Source organism: Mesorhizobium sp. WSM4822, assembly GCF_055811155.1.
Map to the genome: position 1 here is coordinate 125897 of NZ_JBVVQM010000006.1, position 16360 is coordinate 142256.

Annotated in this window: 12 protein-coding genes; 2 read left to right on the plus strand and 10 right to left on the minus strand. The window is 59.8% G+C overall.

Annotation, left to right across the window (positions count from 1 at the left end; genetic code table 11):
• Positions 1-36: 36 nt before the first annotated feature.
• From AC0L3E_RS15825 to AC0L3E_RS15835, 3 genes are read right to left on the minus strand one after another with little or no spacing between them, the layout of a single operon-like run.
• Positions 37-711 (minus strand): sugar transferase, encoded by a 675-nt coding sequence (locus tag AC0L3E_RS15825; protein ID WP_127320481.1) that lies wholly within the window; start codon positions 709-711, stop codon positions 37-39.
• Complete coding sequence (locus tag AC0L3E_RS15830) at positions 708-1844, minus strand: DegT/DnrJ/EryC1/StrS family aminotransferase (protein ID WP_128307783.1); 1137 nt, start codon at positions 1842-1844, stop codon at positions 708-710. Before AC0L3E_RS15830 ends, AC0L3E_RS15825 begins: the two co-directional genes overlap by 4 nt.
• Before the next feature lie 39 nt (positions 1845-1883).
• On the minus strand, positions 1884-2606 hold the full coding sequence (locus tag AC0L3E_RS15835) for a nucleotidyltransferase family protein (protein ID WP_127267498.1): 723 nt from the start codon (positions 2604-2606) through the stop codon (positions 1884-1886).
• Between the two features lie 510 nt (positions 2607-3116).
• Between AC0L3E_RS15835 and AC0L3E_RS15840 the strand changes: the two genes are divergently transcribed.
• Positions 3117-3791 (plus strand): LuxR C-terminal-related transcriptional regulator, encoded by a 675-nt coding sequence (locus AC0L3E_RS15840; protein WP_128307784.1) that lies wholly within the window; start codon positions 3117-3119, stop codon positions 3789-3791.
• Here AC0L3E_RS15840 and AC0L3E_RS15845 read toward each other — a convergent pair.
• The gene (locus AC0L3E_RS15845; protein ID WP_128307785.1) at positions 3784-5526 is read right to left on the minus strand and encodes a PAS domain-containing protein; all 1743 of its coding nucleotides are present in this window, start codon (positions 5524-5526) and stop codon (positions 3784-3786) included. The genes AC0L3E_RS15840 and AC0L3E_RS15845 overlap by 8 nt on opposite strands.
• Before the next feature lie 213 nt (positions 5527-5739).
• Between AC0L3E_RS15845 and AC0L3E_RS15850 the strand changes: the two genes are divergently transcribed.
• Positions 5740-6447 carry a helix-turn-helix transcriptional regulator gene (locus AC0L3E_RS15850; RefSeq protein ID WP_128307786.1) on the plus strand — a complete coding sequence of 236 codons (708 nt, stop codon included), beginning with the start codon at positions 5740-5742 and terminating at the stop codon, positions 6445-6447.
• 82 nt (positions 6448-6529) lie between these two features.
• On the opposite strand, the gene AC0L3E_RS15855 is transcribed toward AC0L3E_RS15850, so the two are convergent.
• The 6 genes from AC0L3E_RS15855 to AC0L3E_RS15880 form a co-directional block, all read right to left on the minus strand.
• Entirely contained in the window at positions 6530-7570 is a 1041-nt protein-coding gene (locus tag AC0L3E_RS15855) for a glycosyltransferase family 2 protein (RefSeq protein WP_127267494.1), read from the minus strand.
• Positions 7567-8934, minus strand: coding sequence for a lipopolysaccharide biosynthesis protein (locus tag AC0L3E_RS15860; RefSeq protein WP_128307787.1), 1368 nt, complete (start codon positions 8932-8934; stop codon positions 7567-7569). Before AC0L3E_RS15860 ends, AC0L3E_RS15855 begins: the two co-directional genes overlap by 4 nt.
• Before the next feature lie 183 nt (positions 8935-9117).
• Complete coding sequence (locus AC0L3E_RS15865) at positions 9118-11349, minus strand: GumC family protein (RefSeq protein WP_473605128.1); 2232 nt, start codon at positions 11347-11349, stop codon at positions 9118-9120.
• A gap of 1 nt (position 11350) precedes the next feature.
• Positions 11351-13348: an asparagine synthase (glutamine-hydrolyzing) gene (gene asnB / locus AC0L3E_RS15870; protein WP_128307788.1), complete on the minus strand. Its 1998-nt coding sequence runs from the start codon at positions 13346-13348 to the stop codon at positions 11351-11353.
• Positions 13348-14607: an O-antigen ligase family protein gene (locus AC0L3E_RS15875; RefSeq protein WP_473605129.1), complete on the minus strand. Its 1260-nt coding sequence runs from the start codon at positions 14605-14607 to the stop codon at positions 13348-13350. Before AC0L3E_RS15875 ends, asnB begins: the two co-directional genes overlap by 1 nt.
• Positions 14604-15812, minus strand: coding sequence for a glycosyltransferase family 4 protein (locus AC0L3E_RS15880; protein ID WP_127326944.1), 1209 nt, complete (start codon positions 15810-15812; stop codon positions 14604-14606). Before AC0L3E_RS15880 ends, AC0L3E_RS15875 begins: the two co-directional genes overlap by 4 nt.
• Between the last annotated feature and the right edge of the window lie 548 nt (positions 15813-16360).

Here is a 16360-nt window from a genome sequence, read left to right on the forward strand (position 1 = left end):
ACAATCCATTCATGCCAAACTCCTCGCTTGCCAACTCTACCCACTTGCCGCGGGAGGCAGGGACACACCGAAAACCGCCCTGAAGCCCCGCATTATCCAGACGAGGTCCGATGCAATCGTGCGCCGCGGATAGTAGGCGAGGTCGATCGTTGCCTTGGCCGGGAACAGGACCTCTCGATAAAACAGGAGCGGATCAAGGGAGGGCGGGTAAAAACAGGCTTCGTGACGGAAGAGAACCTGGGTCGGGCCGAGCAGGCCAGGCTTCCACTGTAGGACAGCTTCATTGCCGCCGCGGAAACAATCGGCGAAGGCAAGGCTTTCCGGCCGCGGCCCGACAATTGCCATGTCCCCCGTGAAAACGTTCCACAGTTGGGGCAACTCATCAAGTTTCGTTGCCGCGAGAAAACGGCCTACCCGCGTCATGCGGCTGTCATCGTTCATGGTCAGCGCAAGCCCGAAAGGATCGGCTGTTGTCTTGAATTTGCGGAACTTGTACATGCGAAACGGCTTTGCGCCGGCGCCCAGGCGCGTCTGTGCGAAAAACACCGGCCAACCACCTTCGACAAAGAGTGCAACGGCAATCAGGAGCATCAGTGGAGCGAGTACCATTCCCGCTGCTGCAGCGAGGATGATGTCCATCGCGCGTCTGGCAATTCCGTGGCTGGTGCCAGCTACGGCGGGCCGATGCATCGTCACGTCGAGTGCGTTCATGCCGCGGCTCCCGCACGCCCGCTGCTTTCAATCGCGGTGGCTAGTGCAACAACCACCGACTCGATCGCACTTGCCGTAATTTGCGGGTGTAGTGGAATCGTCAGCTCCCGCTGCGCGAAGTCCTCGGTCTTCGGCAGATGGATTTCACTGAACATTTGGCGATAAAGCGTCATCTGGTGCACGGGCGTATAGTGGATTGTGGTCTGTATTCCCTTCGTTCGCAGATGGTCGATTACCGTTTGCCGGTCGACGTCATGCGGCAGGAGGACAGGCATGATGTGGTAGGCCGAGGTCCGCGGTTTGCCGAACGGGACTGTCACAGCCGAGCAGTAATCTGCGATCAGACGCCGATAGAGGACGACCAATATGCGCCGGATTTCATTCCATTCCTGCAGATTTTGAAGTTGGACCAAGCCAATAGCGGCGCGCAATTCGTCCATGCGATAATTGAAACCGAGCATCGTCACGTCGTATTGCGGCGTGCGGCTGTTCAGCCGCTGATGCGTGCCACTGGTCATCCCATGTCCGCGAGCCTGGCGGATCGCTTCACGGAGCTGTGCATCCCGGGCGATAACGGCGCCACCTTCCGCGGTGGTCATGTTCTTGTTGCCGTAGAAGCTGAAGGCCGCGGCCGCACCGTAAGTCCCCACCTCCTTAAGGCCGGGGGCATGCGCGGCATCCTCGACGATATGCAGTCCTCGCACACGGGCAAATCTCTGCCATTCTTCCCGGTCGGCAAGATAGCCGGCAAAGTGGACGAGAATGACAGCCTTGGTACGTCCGGTGCATTTGGCCTCCGCGTCACTTAGGGACATCAGTGGCACTTCGGCCGACTCTATGTCGACGAATACCGGTGTTGCTCCTACGTAGAGCACTGCATTCGCGGTCGCCACGAAGGTCAGCGAGGGAACCAGCACTTCGTCTCCGGGGCCGATCCCAAGTCCATGGAGAATGAGATGCAGGGCGGCGGTGCAAGAGCTGACGGCGACGCAATCGACCGCATCATGCACGGCTGCGAAGGCCTCTTCAAAGGCTCTTACCTGGTCCCCCATCGTCAGCCACCCACTGTCGACAACTTTGGCCAGGGCTGCCTTTTCCGGAAAGCCAAGAATAGGAGCGCTGACCAAGAGCATTACGACCTCCTCATGTTGGCGCGGCAGGGCGTTCAGCCCTCAAGCGGCCGCTGCCGAGACCTCGATCGATGCGGACTGCTCTTCCCAGGCAATCGTTTGTGCGTTCTGAAAATCTTCAACGCGTCCGATATCCAGCCAAAGCCCGTCATGTTTGTAGACGTGCACATTCGTGCCGTTTTGCATCATCTGCAGCATGAGGTCGTCGAATCCGAAGGCGATGCCGTCAGGTATAAAACGGAAAACATCTGGATTCATGCAATATATACCCATACTTACCAGATGAGACAGCGTCGGTTTCTCGCGAAATACCTGGACAGTATTGCCGACCTCGTCGATGACGCCGAAGTCCATCTTGATGATGCGGGAAGCTGTGGCTATGGTGACTGGATCCGTATGAGTCCGGTGTGACGCCACAAACCGGCTGAGACTGAGATCGGTAAGTACGTCCCCATTGAGAACAATGAACGGCTCGTCCAGTTCCTCCCTGATCAGGGAGAGCGGGCCAATAGTGCCCAGAGGTTCCAGCTCCTGGGTATAGCGTATCCTTAGATTCCACTGTGATCCGTCTCCGCATACGGTGCGGATCAGGTGCCCCAGATAGCCGGTCGTTACGTAGACCTCCTGGATGCCGTTCCGTCGCAGCCACTTCAAAAGCAATTCAAGAACCGGCCGAGCACCGATCGGCATGAGAGGCTTGGGCAAGATGGATGTGAAAGGCCGAAGGCGTGTTCCCATTCCACCGCACTGAATGACCGCTTTCATCTCGTCCTCCTATTGATACGACTGTCGCGGTGTGATGGGTCCAGCCCACCCGGCCGGAAGGTACGCCAGTGCTGGTTTCACCTCTCCGGAGTGCAGCGATGGTAAGTGGCGCCCGAGAAGGCGTCGTCGTGCATTTGAATGGCACGTTCCCTGCGTTTTGATTTCAATATTCCAGCCGGTAGGGCATGGGCGCGGCAGGGTGATCAATCAGGGCTGGGAGCTGTAGCCGCTTGAATGGCAATTACCTGTGCAGATTTTCGGCGTCGGTAACGACCTTCTCGCAAAGGCATCGCCACCGTTCGTACGAAAAAAACACTTAAATATCTGGCCCTGAAATGTGTGCGATTGTAAGCTATATTAGAAGGTTGAAATGTGCGGATGGGCGACGGCGAGCGTCGACATACGGGGGATCAGCGGGCGGCTGATCTGTGTTGGGTCACCGTACAGTCCATCCAAAGGGAGGGTTCGGCAGCTAGGGACACATGCGGGCTGCCAAAAGGTGGGTGGTTCATGTATCGTATTATCATCGCCGACGATCACGGCTTGTATCGTCGTGGGCTGCGACTGGCATTGATGGCCGGCATTCCAGACTTGGAAATATTCGAAGCGGCGTGTTTCGATACCGTCATAAGCCTGCTTGAAGATCAGGCGCCCGTTGATCTCGCCGTCATCGACCTGAACATGCCGGGACTGTCCGGCCAGGACGATCTTCGCGACGTCTTACCGGCTCATCCCGACACACGGTTTGCAATTGTTTCAGGGACCGATTCACGCGCCGAGATTCTGACTGCCCTCTCGATTGGGCTTCATGGTTATATCGTAAAGTCCCAAACGGACGAGGAGGTGGTCCTGGCGGTGAAGGAAATCCTGGCCGGTCGTATTTACGTTCCGGCACTTCTTTCACAAAGGTCCAAGGACTCGGCACGCCTTCCACCCGAGGCACCCACGCAAATGCCCCACAGGACCACCAGCGTCAACAATCTGGGCAGGCTTACGTCCAGGCAAAAGGAAGTCCTCAGGTTGATGGCCGAAGGTTACTCGAACAAAGAGATTGCCCGCTCTCTTGAAATTGCGGAAGCGACGACGAAGATTCATGCTGCCGCCGTCCTGCGCGAACTTGGAGCGCGAAATCGGACGGAAGCCGCGGTTCTGCTGAAGACATGGGCCGCCAGAGACATCAACTAGCGCCGATTGCTTTTGGCGGCAGCCGGACCGAATATTTCAGTCCGCGATCCAGCATCTCAAGCTTGGAAGAGTGCCCCACGATAGGCTCACCGCCGGCTCCAATGATCAACGACCCAAAACCGCGCCGAGCCGAGGTGGAGACCCGGCGTTCTCCCCATTCCAACCATTCAAACACGATGTCGGCGCCGGGCTCCTGGGCTGTGAATTGCCACGCGACCTCGATCCGGCCTGCCGGAGTGCCGAGCGCCCCATGCTTCACGGAATTGGTCGTAAGCTCGTGAACGATCATTGCGAAGCTCTCAGCCGAACCCTCTGCGACTTTTACTTCGGGTCCACTGATCGAAATGCTGTGCGTTCCCAGGTAGGGCTGCAGTTCCTGAACGATGAGGTCGCGCAAGGACGCCGACAGGCTGCCATCGCGTGAAAGAAGCAGATGCGTCGCCTGGAGTGCGCCGATTTTTTCGATCAGTGTCTGCTTATAGCGGGCGACATCGTTGTCGGGGGCACCAACCATATTCACAAGCGCCGTGATCACCGGAAACAGATTGTTGAGCCTATGGCGTTGTTCAAGCATGGCCCGCTCTCGCTTCTTCGCCGCAGCCCGCAGCAGAATGGTTATGCGCCGATCGGTGAGATCAGCGGCGACTCCTATTCGCTGTGCACGACCATCGCGCAATTCGTCCCGTCCCCGAAGAGCAATCCAGCGGATATGTCCGCCAGCTCGCCTGATGCGGATCTCCGCGTCATAGTTGGCGCCTGATGCAGGCTCTCCCGGGGCCGTCAGATTAGGCAAGTCGGCCGGGTGAACGACCGCAGCCAGTTCCTGCAGCGGACGGCTCGGCGCGGGTGCCAGTCCCATCATTTCCCAGAACGCTGCTGAGCCGTTCACGGATCCGTTCTCGAAATCTATACGCCACGTTCCCAACCGGCTGGACGACAGCGCCAGGTCCAACCATTCCTTCTGAGCCCGGAGTGCCTCGCGGGCGGTTCGCTCTCCAGATATATCGTCCACCATTACAAAGATGCTTTGAGGGAGAGCATCGGCTGGCACGGCCAAAGACAGCGCCAATCTTGTCCACAAAACCGTGCCGTCCTTTTTCAGGAGACGGATCTCCGAGCCGAAAGAAGTCGTGTCCTTGAGGCGAGTCAACGCTTCCGCCAAAGTGTGGTTGTCGTCAGGGTGGACGAGTGCCCTGAGCGGCAGACTCGAAAGCTCTTCCTCGACATACCCTGTCATCTCACAGAGACGTTTGTTGGACCGTTGCAACTCTCCGTTCTCGCTCATGTTGGCAAAGCCGATAGCGGCACGTTCGAATGCCCAGCGATAGCTGTTTTCGGTTGCCTCCAAGGCCACGAGTCTAGCCTCTGCAACCTGCAAAAGGGTGCGGTAGTCCTGCCTCTGCCGGTGGAAAGTCAGGGCGATCATCGCCCCTGCAACCAGCAGCAGAATGGCCCTAATCCAAACCTCGACGTTAATTGGGTTGCTCAGGATATCCCGCGCCAACAAGCCGACGGCCACCATCACAAACGTTGCCGCAAGGGCAATCAGGCGATCTTCGAGATATGAGATGGCAATAATGGTGGGAACAAATTCAAAAAAGCCGATGTCGTATGCCATGGAGGCGGGCAGCGCCGTCTCGACCGCAAGTGTCGCGATCAGGAGCGACATCGAGGCAAGGTGGGTCAGCAACTTGCTTGAGCTGTTCGGATGCAAATTGAGCGAAAGCAAACGCATGTGCCAAACTATAACCTTCTGACTAGTCCGTCGAGATTAGACCGAAAAGCGTACAGACTAGTCCGACCGCAGGATTGTTCCCTGGGATTGTAGCGCGCATTTTGTCCGATGTCGGGGGCGGATCGGACCGCAATTCTCCAAGCGACCTGACTGACATGTTGAAGGCACCTCCTTTTGACAGGGAGGCGTTGCCGTTTTGCGGGAGGTAAGAAAATGGCACTGGTTGGTAGGCAAGATGATGGAGTTCTTGGTCGCCAATATGGAGGTTTCGGGGGAAAGCCCGTCTCGGCCTTGAGAACGCAGGGTGACCATGGTTCCGCCTGGCACCAAGCACCACAAAGGTTCGACGGCGTGGTCGTCGAGCCAAAGCAGAGCAGCCTTGCATCTGTTGTGGGAATGCTTGATCGCATCGGGTGTGGCTATCTGATCCTGAACAGCGACAGGAAGGTCATGGAGTGGAATTCAGCCGCTCAAAACACCTTGGAGCGCGAGGGCGAGGCAGCTGATACGGCCGGCAAGGTGTCGGTTGCTCTGAGGCGGCTGATCGCAAACGTGCCGGGGAATTTTCTTCCCGGTACGCTTTCATGGGTGGTTATCCGCGGCATGGGCGACAGGCCCTTGGTTTTGAACGAGAAGGGCATAGCAACGCCTGACGCGACGAGTATCGTGGCGCTGCTGGATCGTGAAAACAGGTCCGGGCCAAATCCCCAGACGCTGCAAAGAATGTTTGGTCTGACGAGTGCCGAAACGCAACTCGCGCTGCGCTTGGCGCAGGGCGATGCCCCTTTGGAGATAGCCCGCAAGCGGCGCTTGAGCCGGACCACGATAAGGTCACAGCTGGCGTCGCTGTTCGCCAAGACCGAAACTCGGCGCCAGGCGGAACTGGTAGCTCTTCTTGGGCGCATATGCGTCCTGCCGTGAGATAACGGCCGTACCATGCGCGCGCGCAACAGGCTTGTGCGCGCGCAATCTGTTGCCGGCGTGCTTGTCCGCCAGACTCACCCTACCGCCGTCGTGTGCGCACCCGGCCCAATCTTGGGCGGATTGCAAACACGTGGTTAAGCACGTGCCAGCCCGCCACCTTCATGACGGAAGGCCGGAAGATCTGAATCCCGTCCAGGAACGTGGTCAACCAGGACTGCTGGTGGAACCTCATGGGAATACGAGCAACCCGCAATGCCCGCAGCAATGTCTCGGGAGGCGGGAGATGGTTGCGGTCCTTGATGAGATTCCAGTTAAGCTGCTTGACGGCGAGGGTCACTTCGTCGACCTCGCGGAAACTCTTTGACGTTGTAATGCTTGGATGGTTCGTCGCATCGTAAAAGGTAAGCGGATCGCTTATCGCCACCATGTCCCCATGGCTGGCTAGATCGACGAAGAACAGTTGATCCACTCCGGCCGGAATCTCTTTGTGCGTGCGCATCAAGCAGCCGGCACGAATGACGTCGCTGTTGATCAACAATGTGGATGGAATAATCCCCAGGCAGCGTGTCGCACGCACCAGATAGAGGTCCATCAGGCACTGCTGGCTGGAATAAAGCGAGATCGGTTCCTGCTCCTTGGGGACTTGGCGAAATCGCACTCGCTTGTCCTCGATTATGTTTGCCGCTGACGTCATGAAGGCGACTGAGGGGTACTGTTTGGCAACTTCGGCGAATGTCCTGAGTGCACCTGGCGCAAGCCAGTCATCGTCATGCAGCAACTTGATCCATCGTCCTGAGCAAGCCAGCATAGCGTTGTTGGTGTTCTCCACCTGACCGCGACCTCGACTGTTTTCGATAATGCGGATGCGAGGTTCGCTCCGTGCGTAGTCGGTCACGATAGCCCAGGTCTCGCCCTCCGGTCCCTCGTCGTCGCTCACGACCAACTCCCAATCGGAGTAATCTTGGCCCAAGACGCTGTCGATCGCCCTGCGGATCGTATCCGGTCGACGAAAAGTTGGTATCCCGACCGAGATAAAAGGGCGTGACCATGAGACATCGGCCCGGTCATGCTGGGTGACCGCAACTGCCGCTTGAAGGTTGTCAATCGACGACGAATTCATGGTGTTTTTTCCTCGAGACATTCATGTTGGACGCACGTTGCAGCGCCTGCTGGTTGAGGGTCGTGGGTCAACAGGTACAGTGATGCTGCCATTTTCAGAGCGAAACCCGACGCGCCGCCGGCGGCCATGAAATAGATGACGGTGACTGGCTGCCAGCCCGCCTGGGCGCCGGCGAGCAGTGGGCCAAACACGAGAACCGCCCGTGCGAGGTCGATGACCAGTCTTGTTCCTTGCCGCCGTAACAGAGCGGGAACGTCGCTGAGCGGAGTCGACAACGCCTGTGCCGCGCCCATCAGCGCCAGTGCGGTCATGATTTCCGCAGTGGGCATCCAAGGCTCGCCCAGAAGCGGAACGACCACATAAGGCGCGGCGAGGCCGAGCAGCAAGATTGGCACCGCGGTAAAGGCGGCGGCCAGCAGGAGAAGCCCGCGCGCCACACCAAGCAGGTGTCCACGATTGCTGTTCCGGTTTGCTTCGGCGACAAAAACATTGCTGAGCGGTGTGGCGATCAGCGTCACCGGACCGGTGACCAGCCGCGCGGCCACGCCCAAATATCCGGCAAATGCGGTGCCGAACAGCCCGCCGACAAGGACTGCTGGAAGATTGTTGATTGCTATGCTCGCGAGCGTTGCGGGAATATCGAACAGAGGAAATTTGTATTCCCGCCGAGCCTTTTCCAGCACCGCACGCCAAGGTGCCCAGGCGATGCCACGCAAATCCTCCCAACTCATCACCCGACAGCCGATCAGCCCGATGAAGACGAACTGGCTCAGAATATGCGCATGGATCATGGCTTCGCCGCCGAGGTTGGCGATGCCGAAAGCCAATTGCAGTGCAGCCATGCTCGCCGGCAGGATCAGGCGCCCGAGAGCAAAATCGCGCAAAAGCCCGGCACGCAGACTCCAGCAGTTCATGGCTTCGACCAGACCTGCGCCTCCCATTCCAATCGGAATGAGCCAGGCGAGCGAGCCGAGGCGATCGGGAGCAAGGTTCGACAGCATCTGTCCGGCCGAAAAGGCCAGGACGGTCGTCACGAACACAGCCAAGAGAACAAGCTTGACCGTCACATAGGCCTGCGCGCTCCCCTTGACCCCATAGAGCGAAGCCTCGAAGCGCAATGCCGCGACCCCGGCGAGTATATTCACGATCGACAGGTAAATCGTAAAGACGCCGAAATCGGCCGGCGAATAGAGCCGCGCCAAAACCGGGATTGCAGCAAGAAGGGTGAGCTGGCCGACAATCGCCATTGCCGACACTCCGCTTGCCGCACGAATGATCGAGCCGATCGGGCTCGGCCGAACAACGATGATGGCTGTGCCGGCCGCAGGAACCGTCTTGGGTCTCAGAAGGTCGCTTGGTGCCATCGGTTCGCGCTTCCGAGGGAGGCAAATATCGGGGATTTCCGGAGCCTACGATGCACACCGGACCTTGCCATCATTCACCTGAATGACGCGCTCTGCTGACAGGCTGCACCGTGAATCGTCCTGGCCGCTCCCTGGATGAACCACCCCCGGATCGTTCGTAGCCCAAGGACGAGCCTGTGGCCGTCATGCTATTTGCTCGCGCAAGAGGTCAGCGCTGTCCTCGAGCCGATATCCGGCATGTTTCTTCAGATTCACGCGCGTGAGGACACTGCCGACAGGTATCGCAAGAGAACCGTTGCCCTGAAGGAGTTCCAGCACCCCGCGAGCGAGGGTGCGTGGCGTTTTCCTCCACCGGATGGCGAAAAGAACCACGTCCGCCCATCCGGGCAGAAATTTGGCTTCCGGCCGCCCCAGCGCCGACGGCAGGTTTATGATCACGATGCGATAGGTCGCGTGCAGATCCGCCATCACTTTGCCTCCATCCTCGCACGATAGCAGCGCCAGCAGGTCGTCCGACGGAGCGGCGGTCATTACGTCGATCCCGATTTCATGCAGCCTGGCAACGGCACCTTCCAGGTCGCAGCGATTGCAAACATAGTCAGCGAAGGAATGGCGGTTCTTGCGCTCGCTGAACTGGTGCAGGAACTCGAGCGTCAGCTGAACGCCCTTGCGTTCAAGATCGACCAACAGGACTCGACCGCCCAGTCGCGTGCCGGCGAGCGCCAGGCTCCACGCGAGCTCGGTCCCGCCATCCTGCGGCATACTGGAGGTGACAAGCGCCGTGTACGACGAACGAGCCCTTAGCGCATTTGGTGCCGCCGCGATCAGCAACGACGTCACGGCGCGGCTATATGCGGACCTGCGCTCCCCCAGCACGAGGTTTCGCAGTTGTTTGGCATGCATTCCGCATGCTTCGGGGATCTGCCCCATACATGGAACCTTGAGCACCGCTTCCGCTTCGGCCTCGCCACGGAAAGTCCGGTCAAAATGATTGCGCATCGTGACGTACATCGCCCCAAGGATAGCGAATAGGATCATCCCGGGGGGAACCAGGAAGATGGCTGGCAATGTCTGCGGGATAGTCGGCGGCCAAGCCGCAGACAGGATCGAAATTCCAGCCGAGGGAACTCCGATACGCCGCGTCAAATCCTGTTGTCGACCAAGGAGTTCGTTATATCGCTGGGTCAGCAGGCTGACCTGCGGCTCGAGAGCCCGCAAGCCGGAAAGCCGGCTGGCGGTGTCGGCCATGACCGCATCCAGGATGTTCTTTCGGCTTTCGAGAGCGGCGATCTGTGCACGGAAAATGTTTGCATCGGCAGCAATCTTGTCGACGCCTTGTTCGATCTTGCTTTGCGTCGTGGCTCTGAGTTCCTGGTCTGCCGGCGCGAGAGCCTGTCGAGCCGCAAGGTCGGCAAGTTCAGGCGCGCCAATAGCTTCGGCCAGGGCGATGAGAGAGGCCCCTTGCTCTCGAAGCTGCTGGACGTACCGTAGCCGAGATTCCACGGCGGCGAGATCCGCCTTTGACATCGACAATTGCTGGCTGAGGTCGGCCCGTTCCCTGGCTGCATTGTCCGCCGAGCCTTGGTCGATGGCTCCGTGGCTCAGCCGATATTTCTCAAGGCGGTCAGCCGCTGCCTGCAGATCATTTTGCAGCCCGGGCAGACTGGCGGTGATTGCATCGAGCTCTTGCTGGTCGGATGCCTGCCTTTTCTTCGTTAGGGTGTCGACATAAACTTGAGCGAATGTGTTGGCCACGAGCGCCGCCCGGGCGGGGCTGTCATCGGCGAAAGCGACGGAGATCACTCTCGATCGCAGCTCCTGCCCGACCCGCATGCCTCGCCGCAAAGCTCTCAACTCGGAGGCATCCACGGCTTGTGGACCGTTGGCTGCCTGGTCCGCCCCTGGCCACAGCCGGTCCAGTAGACCGTCGGCAAGTGAGCGTGTCCTCGGGGGAGGGGTGGCAGACGGTTCAAGCCGTGAATTCCTGCTAGCGGAATTGTCCTGTCCGGTTTCCGCCGCACCTGTCTTGCGCAGTGCCGCCATGACGCGGCGCAGGTGATCTTGCGACGATAGCATCGTGATGTGGTCATCTATGCTTGAATCAACGAGGTCCTGCGAAGACGGGGCGCCGACGGGCAGTGAACCGCGCGAGGGGGCGTCGACGATAAGCTGGGTTGTTGACTCGTAGAGAACTGGTCGAAGGCTTCCCAGCAACCCCGCCAACAAGCCGCCCAACACAGCGAAAGCAATAATAGACCATTTTCTCCTTGCCAAAATCACGAAGAGTTGGCGCGACGCGGTGGGCGGCTCGACATATTCACGCAATGACCGCACGTGCACTCTGCCTTCGAGAACCGGTGCTGGCAGTTGATTGACCCGTGGCAGCTGGATCGGGCTGATTGCGGAACCTACCATCTTACACTCCTGCCAGGTCGAGTTCATGAGTTGGGCCGGTTTGCTGTGCTTGCCGATTGGCCTTGCTCCGCCAGGCCTGGAACATCAACGCGGACCACAATTCGCGCGAGCGGTTCTGGCCATCAATGTGATCGCGCCAGCAGGCGTCGATCTTCGCGGTGTCCAATACGTCACTGCTTTCGGTTCGCATGTCGGCGAGAAGATCGGTGGCCCAGTTGCGCAGCGGACCCCGCAGCCATCCAGCAATAGGGACATCGAAGCCTTGTTTCGGACGCTCGATCAGGTGCTGCGGGAGATAGCGGCGTAGCAATTGGCGAAGGATCCATTTGCCGGCGCCATCACGAACTTTCATGTTGGATGGCAGCCGCCAGGAGAATTCGACAACGCGGTGGTCAAGGAGAGGACACCGACCCTCAAGGCTGTTGGCCATGGTGGCACGGTCCAGCTTCACCAAGATGTCGCCAGGCAAGTAGCCCGCCATGTCATCGTAGAGAAGACGGGAGAGCAGGTCGTCAAGCGGCGGATCGCCGTAGCCGTAGGCTGGTTCGGTCGGCCGCTGATATCCCAGGTTTTCAGCCTGTGGCCGCGCCAGCCGCTGAAACAATTCGTCTTCATTCGACGCCGTGAGCAGCCGGGCGAGGCGTTCCATTCGGTCGCTCCGGATAAAATGCCTCGCGCTCGCAGAGAGCGGCAGTTTGCCAACGACATCGTCACGTCCGGCGCGTGCGAAAAAACCTGCTCCTGCCGCCAAGGTTCGGCGCAGTTGTCGGGGCAGGCGCAGGTGTCGTTTCAGCCGCTCCGCCATGAAGTGGCGGCCGTATCCTGCGAAGCACTCGTCACCACCGTCGCCCGACAGCGCTACGGTGACGTGCTGACGAGCGAGCTTGGCAACAAGCAAGGTCGGTATTTGCGATTCATCGGCGAAGGGTTCATCCCAGACCTGGGGCAACTCGGGAATGACGTCACGTGCGGCGCTTGGCGAGAGGTGAAGTTCGGAGTGGTCGGTACCCAGATGACGGGCAATGGCCGCTGCGTATGGAGCTTCATCAAAGCCGCCCTCCGCGAATGAGATCGTGAAGCTGCGAACCGGCTTGCAGGATTGGGCCTGCATCAAGGCGATCACGGCTGAGCTGTCGATCCCGCCCGACAGGAAGCCGCCCAGAGGCACGTCGGCGATCATGCGTTCCCGCACAGCCAGCCGAAGCCGGTTGTCCAGTTCGTCAATGAGGTCTTCGTCCGTGCCGATGACGGGGTTCCGTCGCCCATCGGCAGCGACGTCAGCCAGCGACCACCAGCGGTGAACGCTTTGGGAAAGACGGTCCGCGCTGCGGTCTTCGGCAAAATTCGCCGCCGTGACGGAAAGGACGGAACCAGGCGGCAGTTTGAATACGCTTCGCCAGATGCAGCGATGGTCCGGCACCCATCCCGTCGAAAGCATTGCCGCGGCGGCATCAAGATCAAGGTCGGGAGAAAAGCCCTGAAAGCAATTGATCGCCTTCAGCTCAGAGGCGAAAACCAGCGCATCTCGGATCGATGCGACATAGAGGGGCTTTTTGCCCATTCTGTCGCGGGCCAGATGCAGGGTTCTTGTCTTGAGATCCCACAATGCGAAGACGAACATCCCGGCAAAGCGATTGAGGGCGGCCTCAAGCCCCCAATGCTCGATTGCGCACAGCATCACTTCGGTGTCGCTGGCGCCTTGAAAGGTTTGGCCCGCACTCTCGAGTTCGCAACGCAAGTCGCGAAAATTGTATATCTCACCGTTGAAGGTGATCACGTACCGACCGCTGGCGGAATGCATCGGCTGGTGCCCGGCGGCTGACAGATCGACAATTGCCAACCGCCTGTGGCCCAGTGCGATTCCAGCTTCGCGGTCGATCCAGAGCCCCTCGCCGTCCGGCCCCCGGTGACGCAGCGATGCAGTCATCCGCCCGATCGCTCCGAGCGGCTTTATGTCCGCGGCGTCGGAAGCCAATAGAATTCCCGCGATCCCACACATTAGGACACCCTCGGTTCAGCAAGCTGCCGCCGAAGTGCGGTCGGATTTCCGGCAACGAGGCAGAAAGCCAGAGAAAACCACACGATCGGATGGCGGATGATCAGATGAGGCATGCTGAAGATTATCGTCGAGCCCCCGAGCACCAGCAGGGCGTCGAATCCCGCTCGCCAGGCGAAGGACATGGCGGCTCCCACGATCCAGACCAACGCCATAACGGCAAGCAATCCGCCCTGCAGGTAAAGGTCGAGAACGGTGTTATGGGCCTCGAAAGGTCGCTGCAGAAATTGACGGTCGGCGACGGGAGGCCGCTCGAGGTGGGGCCCAGGGCCCAGTCCCAGGGACCCGGATTTCAATCCTATTTCCACAGCCTCCTGCCACAGATAAAGCCGGAGTTCGAACGTTTCGACGGTCCGTTCCCCGCCTTCGTCTTTGGTAAGGCTCTTGGCAAAATTGGCGACGCTGGTCTCTTCGGTGAGCGCGTACGGCGTCATTGCAAGCGCTAGAGGCAACGAACCCGCCAACAGCAGAATTGCCACCATGCGGGGCATGCTGGCGCGGCCACTCGTTGTTATCCATGCACGAAGCCGCAATCCGATAAAGATGAGGCAGCTCAGGATGCTGGTGTAGAGATAGGTGTCGCTCTTCGTCAGCCGGCCGACATAGAAGGTCAGGAGCAGGCATGAGAATGCAAGCAAACGAGCCCATGGGTTGCGGGTGGTCGTAGCAAGATGCAAAGCCAGTGGGCCAAACAGCGCGCAATAGAGCGCAAGTTGGTTCGGGTTCTCGGACCAGCCACGGAACCGGTCCCAGAACCAGGGATCGACGCCGGACTGGTGGATCGCACCATAAGCCAAACCAAGCTGTATCACAAAGGCCCCATTGGCAAACGCGACCACGCACCATGCGCTGCGGCGCAGATGCCGATCGGCGTCCGGCTCCGCCGCGGCCAGGCACGTAAAGCTTGCCAGCAACACATAGGCCATAACGTCATGTACCAGCCCGGCCAGGTAAAGAACGGTGGTCAGGTAACCGACGATCGTGCCGATCCCCAAAGCGAGCGACAGGAGCAGCCAGAAGCTCGCCAGTTGGACAAAAGCGGGTGTGATCTGGAGACGACCGCCGGCGAGTATTCGTCCAATCGCCAGAACGATCCAGATCGCGATGAACAATTCGCCATATCCGAGCGGCAATCCCGGAACGCCAAGTTGCGTCGCATAAGACATCGCAACTCCCAGGGCGAGCAAGGCGTCCCGGATCATTGATGTGCCCCGCCCCGGTGATTTGCGAGGCCGCCTCCAAGCCCAACGGCAGGGAGCGGTCGCATGTGCCCCGCGCGGAGTGTGTTGTCGTAAAGATCGCAGTACTGGTCGACCACCAGTGGCAGGGCAAATTGCCTCCGGACAAGTTCAACAGAACGGGCGCCCATCGCCTTGGCCGCCGCGCGGTCGGACAGCAAGTCTATCGTTCGCGAGGCGAGGGCATCGGCATCATGCGGCGCAACCAGGTAGCCATTCCATCCGTCTTCGACGACGTCGCTGCAGCCAGGCATCCTTGAGGCTACGATGGGCAATCCCGCCAGCCCCGCCTCCAGCAATACACGCGGAACCCCCTCGCGATACTGAGTGGGAAAGGCGAATACATCGGCCATGCCAAGGAGATCGGCGACATCGCGTCGTGGACCCAAGGCCAGCACATGAGGTGCATGCCGATCGAGCTCCGATTTGTCGATTGCGAATGAGCCCTCGGATTCTCGTGGGCCGACGAGCACAAACCGCGCCGCGGGCCTTGCGGACAGGATGCGGGGGATCGCATTGAGAAGGGTCGCCACGCCTTTCTGGCGCGTCAAACGGCCGACGAAGATCACCACTTCGGCGGACTGAAGGCCGAGGTCCTTTCGCATCTTCGTTGCTGAGGACCCGAGATGGCGCACCGTTGCGAACGCATCGACATCGATTCCGGAACTGCGTATCAGTCGCGAAGTTCCGCGGCCGATCAGCCGAAAGCGCTCGAAGAACAGTTGGTCGTCGCGATTTTGGAATACGGTCGCTGCCGTCCAGGAAGACGCAAGCCATTGCAGTGCGCAATAGACCGGACGCAAGGCCAGGGCTCGAGGCTCCAGCGATGAGAACGTCCACCCCAGTCCGTTGATGGTGCGAATGACCGGAACAGTTCCCTGTACCGAAAGGGGCGTCAACAGATTTGGCTTGGTGTCGAAGCTCTGGATGATGTCAGGCTGAAGCTCCTGCATCAAGCGGCGCATCGTTCGGAGAGTGCGCCATTCCCCGCCTCCGCTTGCAAAGCGGTCGAAGGAGAACCTGTGATGCGAAATGTCATGCCGAAGAAATGGTACGGGAGAACCGCTCGAGACCGCCGTAACGCGAAAGCCTTTCTCTCGCAGCGCGATGAGGAAGGGAACTCTCAAGGCGTGATCCTCGCCTCCCACGCAGACCAGGTGCGGGTTCATCTGCCTCTCCCAAGCGCACTGACCGATTGGCTCTCGATGCTGCCATGGCCAGGTTTCATCACCTCTGAGCGCATGCCGCCCGAGTGCACGCTAGGGGGACACCAGGTGCCTGTCCTCGTCCGTTTGAATGACACAAGGGATGTTTGGAAGGGTAGCGACCAGCGAGGCGAGATTCCCTCGCGATTGCCGGAGCGTTCATGCGACTCGTGTCTTGCGGGATGAGCGCGGTGCTTGCCTGAGCCGGTAGGGGTGGCTGGTCTGCATCACCTTGGTTGTCCAAGGTTTTCGAGTGTCCAATTGCGGCGGCGCGGTGCCTGAGCACCGCGGTTCGCTGATGGCAAAAAATCTTTGACGCGTAGTTGCGCTGGGCCGTCAAGTCGGCCCTCGGCCTGCGTGGCCGGTCTTCAGGACGGAACCGGCACGTCAGCTGTTGGTCCACTCATCCGGAACATCTGTCGGGGGGGGGGGGGGGGGGGGGGGCGGGGCGGGCCCCGCCGGGGGGGGGGGGGGGGGGGGGGGGGGGGGGGGGGGGGGGGGGGGGGGGGGGG